Origin of the sequence: Streptomyces sp. H39-C1 (assembly GCF_027158125.1) — a bacterium.
GTDB classification, from domain to species: domain Bacteria; phylum Actinomycetota; class Actinomycetes; order Streptomycetales; family Streptomycetaceae; genus Actinacidiphila; species Actinacidiphila fildesensis.
This window is the reverse complement of the sequence record NZ_JAPVLS010000006.1, coordinates 14427-31234: the sequence shown is the minus strand read 5'-3', so window position 1 is coordinate 31234 and position 16808 is coordinate 14427. Positions and strand designations below refer to the sequence as shown.

Sequence of the window (16808 nt, the reverse complement as noted above, 5' to 3'; positions counted from 1 at the left end):
CCCGGAGGTGGCGGCATCAGCCCGGCTCTCAGCCCGGCTCGTCGAGCAGCAGCCGCTCCAGGGCGGCACGGTCCGGCAGGGACGCGGGCCGGACGACCTCACCGGTGCGGACGTAGAGGAACGCGGCGGTCACCCGGTGCAGCGGCAGTTGGTGCTGCTCGGCCCAGGCGAGCCGGTAGAGGGCCAGCTGGAGCGGGTCGGCGGACCGGGAGCGGTTGGTCTTCCAGTCGACGATCTCGTAGGTGGCGCCCGCGCCGGCGTCCCCGTCCGCACCTTCGGTGTCCGTGGCGCCTGTGGTTCCTGTGGTGCCTGTGGTGTCCGTGGTGCCTTCGGTGCGGTAGACGGCGTCGATCCGGCCGCGGATCATGCGGCCGGCCAGCGCCAGTTGGAAGGGCGCCTCGACGCGGTAGGGCGAGCGGTCGGCGTACGGGGTGCCGAGGAACGCCTCCTTGAGGGCGGCGAGGTCGCGCTCGTCGTCGATCTCGTCACCGCCCTCGACTCCGGGCAGGTCCTCCGGGGCGAAGAGCGGCCGTTCGTCGAAGCGGGACTCGACCCAGGCGTGGAAACGGGTGCCGCGGCGCGCCGCGGGCTGCGGGGCACGGGGCATGGGGCGGGCGAGCTCGCGCGCGAACCCGTCCGGGTCGGCGGCCAGCCGCATCAGCTGCGAGGCGGTGAGAACGGGAGGCACCGGCACGTCCCGGACGGTCGCCCGGGCGCGCCGCAGCTCCCCGGCGAGGGCGTCGAGGTCCCGGTCCCAGGAGGCGACGAGACGGGACTCCTCGGGGAGCAGGTGCGCCCGTGCGGGAGCTCCGGCAACGGCGGTCTCAGCAACCCTGGGGTCGGGAACCGCGTGGTCGGGGTCGACGGGACGCTCCGGCACCGGCTCCGCCACCGGCACCGGATCGGGATCGGGATCGGCATCGGGGCTCTCGGGATGCTCGAGGCCCGCGGGACGCTCCGCCGAGAGCTCGTCCCAGTCGGCGTCCTCCCACTCCTCCTCGTCCGCCCAGGCGGGCTCGTCCTCCATCTCCCCTTCCGCGTCCGCGAACGTGCCCGCTTCCGCGTCCGCGAACGCGTGCTCCTCCGGCGCGTCCAGGTACGCGAGGACCGTCCTGGCCGCCTGGCGGCGGCGGTCGAGGGCGGTGGGGTCGAGCGGGAGCGGCCAGGCGTGCTCGACGGAGGTCTGCAGCGCCGGATTGACGGCGTCCTCCGCGGGGGGCTCCGTCCAGTGCTCGATCTCGCCGTGGCCCGCCTCGCAGTGCACGCGCAGCGCGTCCAGGAACGCGGACGGGCCGTACGGGGTCTTCTGGGTGGGCCCCCACCAGTAGCCGGAGCCGAGCAGCAGTGAGCGCGGCCGGGTGAAGGTGACATAGCCGAGGCGGAGTTCCTCGATCCGGTTGTGCTCCTTCATCGCGTCACGGAACTGGTCGAGGCCCGCCTTCGACCATTCGTCGACATCGGGGAGGGTCGCCGCGTCGCCGCGCAGGGTGTGCGGGAGCACCTTGGCGTTGGCGGTCCACAGCTCACGGCCGCGCTCGTTCGGAAAGCCCTTCTTCACCAGCCCCGGGACGGCCACGACGTCCCATTCCAAGCCCTTCGACTTGTGCGCGGTGAGCACCTTCACGGTGTTCTCGCCGCCGGGGAGCGAGCTGTCCAGGCCCTTCTCGTACTGGGCGGCGGTGCGCAGGAAGCCGAGGAACGCCAGGAGGGTCGCCTCACCGTCGAGGGAGGCGAAGTTGGCGGCGATGTCCAGGAAGGCGTTCAGCGTCTCCTTGCGGCGGGCGGCCAGCGCGTGCGGGGACGCGGACAGCTCGACCTCCAGGCCGGTGACCGCGAGCACCCGGTGCAGGACGTCCATCAGCGGGTCGGCCAGCGCGCGCCGCAGATCCCGTATCTCGGCCGCCAGCCGGGCGAACCGGACCCGCGCCTCGGGTGAGAACGGCAGCTCGTCGCCCGGGTCGGCGTCGAGGAACGTCTCCAGGGCGTCGGCGAGCGAGACCACCTCGGCCGGGTCGACGCCTTCGACGGCCGCCGCCAGCCGCCGCTCGGGGTCGTCCTCCGCGCCGCCCGCGCCGAACCGGACGAGGACCCGGGCCCGGCGGCCGAGCAGCGCCAGGTCCCGGGCGCCGATCCGCCAGCGGGGACCGGTGAGCAGCCGGACCAGCGACGCGTTCGCCGTCGGGTCGTGCAGGACCTCGCAGACGGCGACCAGGTCGGCGACCTCGGGCAGATGCAGCAGCCCGGACAGGCCCACCACCTCGACCGGGATGTCACGGGCGACGAGTGCGGCATGGATGTCGGCGAAGTGGCCCGTCGTACGGCACAGGACGGCGATCTCGCCGGGCTCGGTGCCGGTGCGCACCAGGTGCGCGAGGGAGTCCGCCAGCCACTCGATCTCCTCGGCCTGGCTGGACAGCAGCGCGCAGCGCACCAGTCCGTCGCGCTCGGCGCCGGGCGCCGGGCGCAGCGCCTCGACGCCTTCGTGCCGGGCGCGCAGTTCGGTGGCGAGGCCGTTGGCGAGGTCCAGGAGGCGGCCGCCGCTGCGGCGGTTCTCGCTGAGCGAGAAGCGGCGGGCGGGGGTGCCGTCGGCGTTCGGGAAGTGCGCGGGGAAGTCGTCGAGGTTGGCGACGGAGGCGCCGCGCCAGCCGTAGATCGCCTGGCAGGGGTCGCCGACGGCGGTGACCGGGTGGCCGGTGCCCTCGCCGCCGAACAGCCCTGCGAGCAGCAGCCGCTGGGCGACGGAGGTGTCCTGGTACTCGTCGAGCAGCACCACCTTGTACTGCTCGCGCAGGATCCTGCCGACCTCCGGGCGGGTCCGGGCCACGGTCGCCGACAGGGCGATCTGGTCGCCGAAGTCCAGCAGGTCGCGGCGCTGCTTCTGCTCGCGGTAGGCGGTGGCGAGCCCGGTGAGGTCCTGCCGGGCCTGCGCGGTCTCCGGCAGCTTGCGCAGGTCCGCGTTGGTGAGTTTGACGGGGCCCAGGGTGTCGAGCCAGCCGGTGTCGTGGGCGCGCAGCCGGTCGGGCGGAACGAGGTGTTCATTGAGCTCGCCCTCCAGCGCCAGCAGGTCGCTGACCAGGGAGGGCAGGCTCTTGGTCAGCGCCGGGTACGGGCCGGGCGCGGCCCGCAGCACCTTCGCGGCGAGCTGGTAGCGGGTGGCGTCGGCGAGCAGCCGGGCGGTGGGCTCGAGCCCGATGCGCAGCCCGTGTTCCTTGAGGAGCTGGCCGGCGAACGCGTGATACGTGGAGATCTGCGGCTCGCCGGTCGCGCCCTCGCCGGGTGCTTCCCCGGAACCGGGCGGGCCGATCGGATCCGGGTCGGTGATCCCGGCCTGGACGAGCGCCCTGCGGACCCGCTCGGCGAGCTCACCGGCGGCCTTGTTGGTGAACGTCAGGCCGAGCACTTCCTCCGGGGCGACCTGCCCCGTCCCGACCAGCCAGACCACCCGGGCGGCCATCACCGTCGTCTTGCCGGAGCCCGCACCCGCCACGATCACGTTCGGGGCGAGAGGTGCGGTGACGCACTCCATCTGCTCCGGGGTGAAAGGGATGCCGAGGAGCGCCTTGAGCTGCTCGGGGTCCGTGATGCGTGCTGCCACCCCAGTGAGGCTATCCGGCCCCACCGACAACCGGCTGCCACCTGGGCACGGACGCCTGCCGCCGGGCGTTCACCCCGCGGTGTGCACCTCGCGGCGACCGTGCCCTGGTGGCCCGTGCCCTGGTGGCCCGTGCCCAGGTGCCCAGGTGGCCCGTGCCCTGGTGGCCCGTGCCCAGGTGCCCAGGTGGCCCGTGCCCAGGTGCCCAGGTGCCCGTGCCCAGGTGCCCGTGCCCCGCCTCCGTCAGACGTTCTTGCCGCCGTCGTCCTGGAACTTGCTGATGTCCACCGTCTGGGAGGCCGGCGGGGCCACCGCCTTGACCGGCTTGTTGAAGTCGCCGAAGGTGGCGTGGCCCGGCTCCTTGCCGCCCTCGTTGACGATCTTCAACGGGTACGGCTCGCCCTGGGCCGCCACGTAGATGGTGGTCTTCTCCGAGTCGCCGGCCTTCTTCTGGATGATCGTGACGACCGGCTGTCCGTCGATGGTGGTCGGGGCGCCCTTGCTGAAGGTGCCGTCCTTGTCGTCCGACGACATGTTGTCGAGGAACGAGTCCAGGTCGCAGAAGGACGCCAGGTCCTTGTCCTTGGCGGCGTCGCCGGGCACCTTCACCCACTTGCCGTGCAGCAGCTCGACCGTGGCGTCGCCGTCCTCCTTGCCGCCCGCTTCGCGCCAGAAGGTGTCGTTGGCCTTCATGTAGCTGGTGTGGTGCGTGCCGATGAACTGCATCGTCGACTTGCCCTGGCTCATCGCACCGGCGCACTCGCCCGCCTTGGACATGGAAGCCTTGAACTGCATGGGCTTTCCGGTGTCCATCATCGCGAAGTCCACCTTCACCGAGGTGAGGGACTTGAGCGCGGCCTCGGCCTTGTCCGAGATCTGCCGCGCGGTCAGGGCGTCGAGCCCCGTCGCCGCGGTGGTGCTCGCCGAGACGGACGGCTTCGGCTTGGAGCCGATCACCGCGTCGTCGGACTTGTCGCCCCCGCAGCCGGTCACTCCGCCCACCAGGGCCGCACAGACCAGTGAGGCCGCCACGACGTTCCGCTGTACTGCCACCGGATTTCTCCTCCACCCACACGCATCATGCTGATAAGCACAAGATAAACATGCGGGCGCAACGGGTTTGACCCGGCCCTCTCAGGCGTTGAGGCCCAGGCCGGAGTCCCCGCCGAGCAGACTGAAGTCGATCGTCTGGTTCGCGGGCGGGGCCTCGACGTTGACCGGCTTGCCGAAGGATCCGAAGGTCATGGTCCCCCCGGTCTGGTCCGTGAGCTTCAGCAGGTACGAAGGGCCGTGCGCCGCCACGTAATAGGTGACGGCCCCCTGCCGGTCCTTCTTCTTGATGGTGACCACCGGCTTTCCGTCGACCGTCGCCGGGGCACCCTTCGTGGCCGATTCGTGCGCCAGCTGCAGGGTCTTCAGGACGTTCGCCACCTCGCAGCTCTGGGACAGCCGCTTGCCGGGGGCGGAGGTGAAGGGGAACCTGATCCACCGGTTGGCCGCCAGCGCCCCGAACGACTTGCCCTTGGGGCTCAGTGACGTCCAGTACCTGGCATCGCCCTTGATGTACGCGGTCCGGTCGGCGGTTCTGATGATCTGCATCGTCCCGCTGTTCAGCCGCGCCGCGGCCGCGCAAACGCCGTCCGTGGTCGCCGCGATCTTCACCTGGACCTGCTTGCTCTGCAGGACTCCGGAGAACTCCATGGTCATGGAGGTGACGAGATTCATCGCCAACGACATCCGGCGGGAGATCTCCGGCGCCGTCAGTCCCTCCAGCGAGCCGTCCGACGGGGTGCCGGTCGCGGTCGCCGGCTTGGACGCCGCGTGGACCGCCCGCCCGCGGTCCGCCGTGCCCTGGCAGCCGGACAGCGCCCCCATGGCCATACCGCAGACCACTACGACTGCGACAACACTGCGCCTCAACGCCACGACGGCCACTTTCCTTCAACCCACCCGCATACCCACACTTGCCCTTACGTCGAACGGACGCACGAACGGCCGAAAGGGTTGCACGATCGAGGCACAGGTCACGCGGCGGCGGCACGGGGTGCTTCGCGGCCTACTCCACGACGTGCCGGCCCTCCGGCTGCGCGCTGCAGGCCGCACGGAACGCGCAGTGCGTGCAGTGCTGGCCGGTGGCAGGGGTGAAGCGCTCGTCCAGGACCCGGCCGGCCGCGTCGGCCAGCAGGTCCTCCACCACCCACTCCCCCTCGCCGCCGGCCTCCGCCGCCTCCGCCCGCTTCTCCGCGAGCGGCTGCTGGCGCTGGACGGCCGGCACGGTGTCGCCGCCGTCCTTCTTCGCCGCGCCGAGGCGCAGTTGCACGAGTTCGGCGCCACCCGGCAGCGGACGGTCGCTGCCGAACAGCTCGTCGACCGCGCCCTCCCGGACCGCGAGCTGGTAGACGGCGAGCTGCGGGTGGCGCTCGACCTCCTTCGCCGTCGGCTTGGACTTGCCGGTCTTGAAGTCGACGACATAGGCGTTGCCGTCCGCGTCCGCCTCGACCCGGTCCATGCTGCCGCGGATCCGGACCTGCACCTCGCCGGCTTCGATGACGACGTCGAAGCCGTGCTCGGTGGCGACGGACGCCCGGCCGCGCTCCATCACGTGCCAGTGCAGGAAGCGTTCCAGCGCGTCCCGCGCGTTCCGCTTCTCCTGGAGGGACTTCCACGGCGCGTCGAAGGCCAGGGCGTCCCAGACGGTGTCCAGCCGGGCCATCAGTACGTCCAGGTCGGCGGGGGTCCGCCCGGAGGCGACCTCGTCGGCCAGCACGTGCACGACGTTGCCGAAGCCCTGCGCGGCGGTCGACGGCGGCTCCGCCTTCACCTCGCGGCCCAGGAACCACTGCAGCGAGCAGGTGTTGGCGAGCTGGTCGAGCGCGCTGCCCGACAGCGCCACCGGCTGATCGCGGTCGCGCAGCGGAACGGCCGAGCGCGTCGGCTCGTACAGGCCCCACCAGCGGTCGGGGTGCGCGGACGGTACGAGCGCGTGCCCGGCGTCGTTCAGCGAGGCGAGCCGGGCCAGCCGCAGGGCGGCGGCCTCGCGCAGCGCCGGGGACGCGGCCGGGTCGACGGTGGTCGCGCGCAGCTCCGCGACGAGCGCGGAGACGGCCAGCGGACGGCGCGCCCGGTGCGTGACGTCCTGCGGCGCGACGCCGAGCGCGGGCAGGAAGCGGGACGGCTGGTCGCCGTCGTCCGCCGCCGCCTTGACCGCGGTGACGACGAGCCGCTCCGTCGCGCGGGTCGCCGCCACGTAGAACAGCCGCCGCTCCTCGGCCAGCAGGGCGCCGGGGGTGAGCGGCTCCGCGAGCCCGTCGCGGCCGTTCCGGTCGGCTTCGAGCAGCGACCCCCGGCGGCGCCGGTCCGGCCAGAGCCCCTCCTGCACTCCGGCGACCACCACCAGCCGCCACTCCAGCCCCTTGGACCGGTGCGCGGTCATCAGGCGTACGGCGTCGGTACGGACGGCCCGGCGGCTCAGCGTGTCGGCGGCGATGTCCTGCGCGTCCAGCTCCTCCAGGAAGTTCAGCGCCCCACGGCCGCCGGTCCGCTCCTCGGCGCGCGCCGCCGTCTCGAACAGCGCGCACACCGCGTCCAGGTCCCGGTCCGCGTTCCGCCCGGCCGTGCCGCCACGGGTCGCCGACCGCTCCAGCCGCTGCGGCCACGGCGATCCGTCCCACAGCTCCCACAGCGCCTGCTCCGCGGTGCCGCCGCCCGCCAACAGCTCCCGCGCCTTCCGCAGCAGCATGCCGAGCCGCTGCGCGCCGCGCGCGTACGCCGGATCGTGCGCCACCAGCCGCTCCGGTTCTCCCAGCGCCTCCGCGATCAGCAGATCGGAGGGCCGCGGCACGGTACGGCCGGCGGCCCGCTCCTCCTCCCGCAGGGCCCGCCCCAGCCGGCGCAGGTCCGCGGCGTCCATGCCGCCGAGGGGTGACGTCAGCAGCGTGATCGCGTCCTCGACGCTCACGGACGCGGGGTCGGGCTCGGGGTCGGGCTCTGGATCGGGCTCGCCCGCGGACTCTGCCTCGTTCTCCTCCGGTTCTGCCGCCTCTTCGGGTTCTGCCGGCTCCTCGTGCTCGCCGATCCGGGTCTGGGCGGGTACGACGGGTGCGCCCTGCGCGCCCGCGGCGGCGACGCGCAGCGCCAGCAGGAGCGGGGCGACGGCGGGTTCGTGCCGGAGCGGCAGATCGTCACCGTCTATCTCGATGGGGACACCCGCGGAGGTCAGCGCGCGGCGCAGGCCCGGGATGGAGCGGGCCCCTGCCCGGACCAGGACGGCCATGTCGCGCCACGGGATGCCGTCCTCCAGATGGGCGCGGCGCAGGGTGTCGGCGATGCCGTCGAGCTCGGCGCCCACCAGGGGGTACGTGCGGACGACGACCGTGCCGCCGTCCCGGACCGCGGTCAGTTCGCGGTGGGCGCGGACGGCCGCGGCGGGCAGTCGCGGCAGCGACATCCGGCGGGTGACGAGGCGGGTGGCGTCCAGCAGGGCGGCGCCGGCGCGCCGCGAGACGGTGAGGACGTGGACGGGGGCGGGTCGGCCGTCACGGCGCGGGAAGGCGTCCGGGAATTCGAGGATGCCGTTCACGTCGGCGCCGCGGAAGGCGTAGATCGACTGGTCGGGGTCACCGAAGGCGACGAGGGTGCGGCCCTGGCCCGCCAGCGCGCGCAGCAGCCGGACCTGCGCCGGATCGGTGTCCTGGTACTCGTCGACGAAGACGGCGTCGTACTGCCCGGCCAGGGCCTCGAAGACCTCCGGGCGCTCCGCGAGCAGCACCGCCCGGTGCAGCAGCTCGGCGTAGTCCAGGACGCCCTGGAGGTCGAGCACGTCCAGGTACTCGGCGAGGAAGGACGCCGCCGCCGACCAGTCCGGGCGGCCGATCCGCCGGGCGAAGTCCTGCAGTGCCGCCGGGCCCAGGCCCAGCTCACGGCTGCGGGCGAGCACGGCGCGCACCTCGTCCGCGAAGCCGCGGGTGGTGCGTGCGGCCCGCAGGTCGTCGGGCCAGCGGATCCGGCCGCGCCCGTCCTTCTCCAGCGCGCTCTGTCCCGCCAGCAGCTCACGGACGACGACGTCCTGCTCGGGCCCGGACAGCAGCCGCAGCGGATCGGCGAAGAGCTCCGGGTCCTGGTGCGCGCGGAGCAGGGCATAACAGAAGGAGTGGAACGTGGTCGCCTGTGCGGTGGCCGTGCCCCCCATACGGGCGGCCATCCGGTCCCGGAGCTCGACCGCCGCCTTGCGGCTGAACGTCAGGACGAGGATCCGCTCGGGGGCGGTGCCGAGCCGCACCCGTTCGGCGACCGCCTCGACGAGCGTCGTGGTCTTGCCGGTGCCCGGTCCCGCGAGGACCAGCAACGGTCCCGACCGGTGCTCAACCACCGCGCGCTGTGACGCGTCCAGAACAGGAGGCGCGGTCCGCGCGGGCGGGGTCCGCAGCAGACGGTAGGCGGCGGTGCCCGTGTCGATCCCCCGGTGCGGCGCGCGCTGCGCCGGTCGGAGGGAGGAGGAGGTCACGTGGTTCGCCGGTTCCGTGGGTGCTGTGGGTGGCTCGGGTGCTGCAGGTCCTGCGGGGGCTTCTCGTACCGCCCGGTGGTCCGGACGGTGACCCGGACCGTGGGGCCGGTGCGGTCAGCTGTCGACGCTACGCCTCCCGGCGCACGGGCCGCAGCCGGTCCCACCGGTGTTCGGGCGTGGACTCGGTCACGTGCTTCGTCGCGTACTTCTTCGTCACGTACTCGGTCGGGTTCCCGGTCGGGTTCCCGGTCGGGTTCTCGGTCAGGTGCTCGACCGCATACTCCCTCACCTCATTCACGACCTCGTTCGCCCACGCGTTCACGTACTCCGTACGGACGGCCCACCGCATATTCCGGCCCGCCATGGCCGAAGCTGGAAACTGTGAGCATCCGGTCGTCATTCCCCGGTGGGCGCGCCGTCCCACCGGGCCCGCCGCATATCGATACGCGGCACATGACCCTCGGCGGAGCGCGCCGCCTCCCGCAGCGGCGTGCCCTCCTCCCGGTAGTGCGCCAGCGCGCGCAGCTCATGGCCGGGCAGCAGGTGGCCGTCGGAACGCACCACGCGCCACCACGGCACGGCGCCGCCGTACAGCGCCATGACGCGGCCGACCTGCCGCGGCCCTCCCTCGTCGAGCCACTCGGCGACATCCCCGTACGTCATCACCCGGCCGGGCGGGATGGCCTCGGCGGTTTCCAGCACCCGCTCTGCGTATTCGGAGGGCGCGGTCTCCTCGTTCGTCCGCTCACTCATCCGGCCCATCCTGCCTCAGGCCACCGACAACGGGGGGTTCAGCGCGCATCCCCGCGCTGCTCATGCCACCATCGTCCGCGGGGTGACTGGTGATACGAGAACAAAACGAGACAGCGGGACAGCAGGACCAGGACGCGGCGGCCACTTCGGCCGGCCGCCCCGTTGACGTGCCGTCGCCCGACAGCGTGACACCCGGAGCCGACAGCGGCGCCAACGGCAGCACCGGTCCTGAGGCCTCGACCGCCTCGAACGAAACCCCCTCGGACAAACCCGAAGCGACCGGAGCAACGGAACCGACCGAAGCGACCGAACCAGTCAAAGCGGCTGAAAACGCCGAACCGCTCGAAGCGACCGAACCGGTAGCAGCCGACGAGCCCGCCCGGTCCGACCAGCCCGCCCAGTCCGCCGAAGAGACCGATGTCGTCCACAGCGACGACGTCTCCAGCGACGAGCCGCTGCTCGCCGCCCGCGTGCACCGCCCCGCCGACCTCATGCGGTTCCTGCTCGGTCTGCTCGGCATCGCCGTGGTCATGGCCATCGCCGGTTTCGCCCATGCCACCACCAGCGGTGTCGAGGCGGACATCGCCAAGGGCGCGCGCAACTCGCCCGACGCGCTGAGCACCTTCGCCGGCCTCACCGCGAGCATCGCCGTACTGATCGTCCCGGTCGCCTTCGCGATCGAGCGGCTGATCAAACGGGACGGGCTGCGGATCGCCGACGGCGTGCTCGCCGCCGTCCTCGCCCACGGCGTGGCGCTGGCCACCGACCTGTGGGTGACGAACGCCGCACCGGACCCGATCAGGGCCGCGATGACCCAGATCGCGCCGGGTGGCGGCGGGATCACCGACCCCGTGCACGGCTATCTGGCACCGGTCATCGCCTATATGACGGCCGTCGGCATGGCCCGGCGCCCGCGCTGGCGGGTGCTGCTGTGGTTCGTGCTGCTGCTGGACGCGTTCGCGGTGCTGGTCGGCGGCTACACGACGCCGTTCTCGATCATCGTGACGGTGCTCATCGGCTGGACCGTCGCCTACGGCACCCTGTACTCGGTCGGCTCGCCGAACGTCCGGCCGACCGGCCAGAACCTGCTCGCCGGCCTGCGGCGCGTCGGCTTCGCGCCGCTGACCACCCGCCGCGCGGACGACGAGGTCCCCGAGACCCCCGACTCCGAACGCGGCCGCGGCTATCTCGTCACCCTGGAGGACGGACCGCCGCTCGACGTCACCGTCGTGGACCGCGAGCAGCAGGCGCACGGCTTCTTCTACCGGGTGTGGCGCCGCATCTCGCTGCGCGGCATCAACCAGCGCCGCAGCCTGCAGTCGCTGCGCCAGACCCTGGAGCAGGAGGCGCTGCTCGCGTACGCGGCCATCGCCGCCGGGGCCAACGCGCCGAAGCTGATCGCCACCTCCGAGCTGGGCCCGGACGCCGTCATGCTCGTCTACGAGCACATCGGCGGCCGCCGGCTGAACTCGCTGCCGGACGAGGAGCTCACCGACGCGCTGCTGTACAACGCCTGGCAGCAGGTCAAGGCGCTCCAGTCGCGGCGGATCGCCCATCGGCGGCTGGTCGGCGAATCCCTTCTGGTGGATCGTTCCGGCAAGGTCTTTCTGACGGATCTGCGCGGCGGCGAGATCGCGGCCGGCGACATCGTGCTGCGGATGGACATCGCCCAGCTGCTGACCACCGTCGCGCTGCGCGTCGGCCCGGAACCGGCGGTCAAGTCGGCCGTCGCCGTCCTCGGCCCCGACGCGGTCGCGAACTCCCTGCCGCTGCTCCAGCCGATCGCGCTGAGCCGCTCCACCCGCGCGGAGCTCAAGCAGCTGAACCGCGCGCGGGCGCAGCGCGAGCGGGACGCCGTGCTCGCCGCGTCCGCGGCCGACAAGGAGGCGCGGGCCGCGGCGGCCGCGGCCGCCCCCTCGCGCGGCTCGGCCAAGGCCGAGAAACGGGCCGAGAACCGCGCCATCGAAGTGGCCCAGGACGAGGCCCGCGAGGAGGATCTGCTCTCCAGGATCCGCCAGCAGGTGCTGCTCATCCGGCCGCAGGCCCCGGTGGAGCCGGTCCGTCTGGAGCGGATCAAGCCGCGCACCCTCGTCACGGTCATCGCGGGCGCCTTCGCCGCGTACTTCCTGCTGTCGCAGATCAGCTCGGTGCCGATCGCCGACACGATCTCCCGAGCGAACTACGGCTGGGCGGCCGTCGCCGTGGTCGGCTCCGCGCTCAGTTATGTGGCGGCGGCCTGCGCGCTGGCCGGCTTCGTCCCGGAGCGGCTGTCGCTGTTCAGGACGGTCATGGCGCAGATCGCCGGATCGTTCGTGAAGCTCGTCGCCCCGGCGGCGGTCGGCGGCGTCGCCCTCAACACCCGGTATCTGCAGAAGACGGGCGTACGGCCGGGCCTCGCGGTGGCGAGTGTCGGCGCGTCCCAGCTGGTCGGTCTCGGCTCGCACATCCTGCTGCTGCTGACCTTCGGCTACATCACCGGCACCGAGAAGACGCCGTCGCTGTCACCGTCCCGCACGGTCATGGCCGGGCTCCTCACCGCGGGTGTGCTGGTGCTGGTCGGGACGGCGATCCCGACCCTGCGCAAGTTCGTCTCCACCCGGGTACGGGCGCTGTTCGCGGGCGTCATCCCACGCATGCTCGACGTGCTGCAGCGCCCGGCGAAGCTGGTGACGGGCATCGGCGGCACGCTGATGGTCACCGTCACCTTCGTGATCTGTCTCGACGCCTGCGTACGCTCCTTCGGCGGCAGCCTCAGCTACTCGACGATCGCGGTCGTCTTCCTCGCGGGCAACGCCCTCGGCTCCGCGGCGCCGACCCCCGGCGGTGTCGGCGCGGTCGAGTTCGCCCTCACCGGTGGTCTGATCGCGGCCGGCCTGCCGGGCACGATCGCCACGCCGGCGGTGCTGCTCTTCCGGCTCCTGACCTTCTGGCTCCCCGTCCTGCCGGGCTGGCTCTCCTTCAACTACCTCAGCCGCAAGGGCGATCTCTGAGCGACCGCCGCCGGCGGACGATGCCCGTCGCCTCCAGGTCGGGGCAGCTTTGATCGACTGACAGGTTCTCGTCAAAATTTGCCCAAGTTCCCTCCTTTCAGCATCTCTTCCTCCCCCTCCCGTGGTCGGGTCTGGCGTGCACACCTTCGCACCGGCCCATCCGGGCTCCACCGGGGAGGAACTGATGTCGGCACCAACCCGCAAGAGGCGATGGCTCACGATCTGCGCCATCACCGCGACAGCCGCGCTCATCGCGGTACCCGCCGGAGCCGCACCCGGCCACGGCAGCCCCAGACCGCACTCCGTCACCAGCACCCTCGCACGTGCCGCCACGGCCGCCACCGACGGCGACGAGGGCGGTGAGGCCGACGAGATAGCCGAGGGTGCGGATCAGTTCGCCGAGGCCCGCACCTCCCCCGGCGTCATCCAGCCCGGCGCGTACGGTGCCGCCTGGGCGGCCCTCAACGCCCTCCCGAACACGGGCGGGACCTGGCGGCACGACACCGGTCTCGTCTACAACGCCGACGATCCGCGCTACCGCGACATCGACTCCAACTCCAGTGGCGGCGCCGGCAACGTCACCGGCCGCACCGCGGCCCTGGTCGCCGACAACGCCGGCTATGTCTACGAGGGCAGTGCGGGCGGCGGGGTGTGGAGATCCCGTACCGGCGGCGGCAACTGGCAGGCCATCAGCGACGCCCTGCCCGCCCAGGCCACCGGGGCACTCGCGCTGGACAGCGCGGGCAGGCTCTGGCTGGGCACCGGCGAGGCGACGACCAACGCGGACGCCTACCTCGGCAGCGGTGTGTACCTGCTGTCCGATCCGCGGCACGGCACGTTCTCGGCGTACAGCCGGGTCGGCGGCAAGGAACTGGACAACACCACCGTCCACACCCTGCGCTTCGGCGGCGACACGGTGTGGGCGTCGACGAGCCGCGGCGTGTGGAGCCACTCCGTCAGCCACACCGGCGGCCCCTGGAAACTGGAGTTCGCCCCCAATCCGGACTTCCTGCCCGGAGGTTCGCAGGCGAACGACCCGTCCGCGCCGTACAAGAACATCGCCAACGACGTCGCGATCGACCCGAAGCATCCCTCGCGGGTGGTCCTCGCCGTCGGCTGGCGCAGCGGCGACACGTACAACGGCTTCTACGCGAAGACCGGCGGGAGCTGGCAACGCGTCACGTCACTCGGCGATCTGCCGACCGCCGCGACCGACGTCGGCAACGTCACCTTCGCCCGCTCGGCCGACGGTTCGCGCTACTACGCCATCGACCAGTCCCCCGCTCAGCAGGCCGCCAATCCGGACAGCTCGCTGGCGGGGATCTACACCTCCAAGTCCGGCTCTCCGCTGGGTCCGTGGACCCGGATCGCGGACTATCCGACCCTCAGCGCCGCCGGATCGGCGCTGAACAGCAGTGGCTTCATGCCGGGCGTGCAGGCCTGGTACAACCAGTTTCTGCAGGTGGACCCCCACAACGCGGACCACCTCTACGCCGGTCTGGAAGAGGTCTTCGAGACGACGAACGCCGGTGCGACCTGGTCGGCCGTCGGACCGTACTGGAACTTCAACTTCCCCTGCTGGAGCATTGATCCGTCCCGGCAGACCGGCGCCTGCAGCCAGACCGTCCACCCGGACCAGCACGCGGCCGCCATCGGCAGCTACCACGGCAGAACGTACTTCTACGCGGGCAACGACGGTGGCGTCTACCGCCGCCCGGTGAACGGCGCGCAGGACTCGTCCGGTCATGCCACGGACTGGGCCTCGCTCAATGACGGCACCATCGACACCCTGCAGTACTACTCGGTGGGCATCGGCAAGGACCCGGCCTTCCGCGGGGTGGCGGTCAACGGCGGCCTGCAGGACAACGGGCAGTCCGTTCTGCGTCCGCACGACACCGTCATGGGCTCCAACTTCGGCGGCGACGGCGCCGACACGATCACCGACCCGGCCAACGGCTGCAACATCGCCCAGGAATACGTCTATCTGGCGGTTCAGGTCACCCAGAACTGTGCCGTGAACGACGGCTCATGGACCACCGACCCGACGAAGGCCACCTCGTACTCCGTCGCCCCGGCCGACAACGCCACCGGGGAGGCCCGCTTCATCGCCCCGCTCGCGGCGGACATCAGGAACAGCAACGCCTGGGTGGCCGGCGGCCGGCACGTCTGGACGCAGAGCCACGGCTACGCGATCCGCAGCTCCGGCGAGTGGACCAACGCCTTCGACCTCGGAGAGGGCCACACCGCCACCGCGGTGGCCGCTTCCGGCGGCAAGGTCTACGCGGCGTGGTGCGGCCCCTGCAACAACCAGGGTTTCACGCGCGGCATCGCCGTCGGCAACGCGGACGGCACCGGCTGGCACCAGATCGACCTCCCCGCGACCGGGGCGGACGGCACCGTACCCAACCGATACCTTTCCGGCTTCGCCATCGACCCGAGGAACGCCGACCACGTGTACCTCGCGGTCAATGGCTTCTCCCGGCACTGGACCGAAGGTCCCGGTGCCGGTGTCGGCCATGTCTTCGAGTCCACGGACGGCGGCACCACGTGGAAGGACATCTCGTCGAACATGCCCGACGTGCCGTCCGACTCCATCGTCGCCCTCCCGGGCGGCGGCCTGGTACTCGCGACCGACCTGGGCGTCATCTACCGGGCACCCGGCGGCACCGGCTGGAAGCGCGTGGGGCACCTTCCCGCCGTGGCCGTCCTGCAGATCAGGACGGGCCCCGACGGGCGCCTGTACGCGGCGACGCACGGCCGCGGCATCTTCTCGATCGATCTGAGGTGACGGTGCGGCCCGCGCATCCGACGGCGCGGCCGTCTCCACGGAAGTAACGGATGTCCTGGCCGGATCGCCGCGATCCGGCCAGGACATTTGTACTGCCGAAGCCTGGAGATCCAGCTCTGCCGAGCGCACCACCCTCCGCGCGAAGCTCTTCCTACCAGAAGTTCTCACGGAGGAGCCCGGACATGACGCAGGTCCAGCAGGTGCAGCAGGAGACGCGGACGCAGACGCAGAGCAAGGCCGCTGAGACCGAGCAGGAGTCCAACCCGCTGGTCACGATGCTGAAGCCGCTCGTCCTCGACATCGCCGTGCCGCTCGGTTCGTACTACCTGCTGCACAACGGCTTCGGCGTCGGCCTGGTCGCGTCGCTCATGCTGAGCAGCATCGTCCCCGCTGTCCGCACCGTCGTCGCGGCGGCCCGGGACCGGTCGTTCAACGGGCTCGCCGGCATCATGCTGGTGGTCAACCTGGTGGGAATCGTCCTCAGCTTCGTCACCGGCGACGCACGGCTGATGATCGTCAAGGACTCGGCGCTCAGCAGCGTGGTGGGGATCTCCGTACTGATCGCGGCCGCCACCGGGAAGCGGCTGATGTCGGTCGGCCTGAAGCCGTTCATGACGAAGGGCAAGGCCGCCAACATCCTCGCCTGGGACCGGCTGTCGGCCGGAAGCGCCCGCTTCCGGCGGGCGGAGCTGCTGTTCAGCACGATCTGGGGCGTCTCCATGCTGAGCGAGTGCGTCGCGCGGATCGTGCTGGCCTTCATCCTCCCGGTCTCCACCATGGTCTGGCTGTCGACCGTCCTGCTGATCGCGTCCGTCCTCCTCGCCGCGGTGGTCGGCGGCATCGCCACCAACCCGATCGAGCGGATGATCGCGGGCGAGGTGAAGGCGGCCGACGAAGGCGCCGCGTCGGAGGCGAGTGCCATGGCGACGGAGACCGTCGCGGCCTGACACACGTCGCTCCCCCTCTCGCCTCCGGAAGGAACTCCCCTGCGCGCCAAGGGCATCAACTACGACACGGGCTTCTCCCCCGCCGCCTCCCCCGGCCCGCGCCATGACCTCGATCCGGCCGCGTACGGCGTGGTCAGGATGCTGCCGTCGGGCCGTGGAACGGCCCATCCGGACCTGGCGTGGGAGCCGAAGGAGTCGTTCGCCGCGCTCGCCGCCGCGTACGGCCCGAAATCCG

At 72.1% G+C, this 16808-nt stretch carries 9 protein-coding genes; 3 read left to right on the top strand and 6 right to left on the bottom strand.

All coding sequences use genetic code 11. From position 1 onward, the window contains the following. Window positions 1-28: 28 nt before the first annotated feature. From O3W51_RS05865 to O3W51_RS05840, 6 genes are all read right to left on the bottom strand, one after another. A complete protein-coding gene (locus O3W51_RS05865; protein ID WP_138350961.1) occupies window positions 29-3595 on the bottom strand; it encodes an ATP-dependent helicase in 3567 nt (1188 codons plus the stop codon). Window positions 3596-3835: 240 nt separating this feature from the next. Continuing rightward, complete coding sequence (locus O3W51_RS05860) at window positions 3836-4645, bottom strand: hypothetical protein (protein ID WP_138350962.1); 810 nt, start codon at window positions 4643-4645, stop codon at window positions 3836-3838. An 81-nt stretch (window positions 4646-4726) separates the two neighbouring features. Next, window positions 4727-5518 carry a hypothetical protein gene (locus O3W51_RS05855; RefSeq protein ID WP_198356999.1) on the bottom strand — a complete coding sequence of 264 codons (792 nt, stop codon included), beginning with the start codon at window positions 5516-5518 and terminating at the stop codon, window positions 4727-4729. A 130-nt stretch (window positions 5519-5648) separates the two neighbouring features. Next, the gene (locus O3W51_RS05850; RefSeq protein ID WP_443048244.1) at window positions 5649-9047 is read right to left on the bottom strand and encodes an ATP-dependent helicase; all 3399 of its coding nucleotides are present in this window, start codon (window positions 9045-9047) and stop codon (window positions 5649-5651) included. Window positions 9048-9222: 175 nt separating this feature from the next. Continuing rightward, entirely contained in the window at window positions 9223-9459 is a 237-nt protein-coding gene (locus O3W51_RS05845) for a hypothetical protein (RefSeq protein ID WP_269284297.1), read from the bottom strand. Window positions 9460-9491: 32 nt separating this feature from the next. Then, the gene (locus O3W51_RS05840) at window positions 9492-9857 is read right to left on the bottom strand and encodes an MGMT family protein (protein WP_138350965.1); all 366 of its coding nucleotides are present in this window, start codon (window positions 9855-9857) and stop codon (window positions 9492-9494) included. Window positions 9858-9937: 80 nt separating this feature from the next. Between O3W51_RS05840 and O3W51_RS05835 the strand changes: the two genes are divergently transcribed. The 3 genes from O3W51_RS05835 to O3W51_RS05825 all read left to right on the top strand — a co-directional run bounded on the left by O3W51_RS05835 (window position 9938) and on the right by O3W51_RS05825 (window position 16573). Then, window positions 9938-12838 (top strand): flippase-like domain-containing protein, encoded by a 2901-nt coding sequence (locus O3W51_RS05835; RefSeq protein ID WP_269284292.1) that lies wholly within the window; start codon window positions 9938-9940, stop codon window positions 12836-12838. 184 nt (window positions 12839-13022) lie between these two features. Next, a complete protein-coding gene (locus O3W51_RS05830; protein ID WP_198357001.1) occupies window positions 13023-15626 on the top strand; it encodes a glycosyl hydrolase in 2604 nt (867 codons plus the stop codon). A 182-nt stretch (window positions 15627-15808) separates the two neighbouring features. Continuing rightward, a complete protein-coding gene (locus O3W51_RS05825; protein ID WP_232484653.1) occupies window positions 15809-16573 on the top strand; it encodes a VC0807 family protein in 765 nt (254 codons plus the stop codon). The last annotated feature ends 235 nt before the right edge of the window (window positions 16574-16808 follow it).

What these genes read in the sequence shown, in the direction of transcription:
- O3W51_RS05845 (WP_269284297.1), bottom strand. Translation starts at nt 9,459, where the DNA reads ATGGCGGGCCGGAATATGCGGTGGGCCGTCCGTACGGAGTACGTGAAC.
- O3W51_RS05830 (WP_198357001.1), top strand. Translation starts at nt 13,023, where the DNA reads ATGTCGGCACCAACCCGCAAGAGGCGATGGCTCACGATCTGCGCCATC.
- O3W51_RS05825 (WP_232484653.1), top strand. Translation starts at nt 15,809, where the DNA reads ATGACGCAGGTCCAGCAGGTGCAGCAGGAGACGCGGACGCAGACGCAG.
- O3W51_RS05840 (WP_138350965.1), bottom strand. Translation starts at nt 9,857, where the DNA reads ATGGGCCGGATGAGTGAGCGGACGAACGAGGAGACCGCGCCCTCCGAA.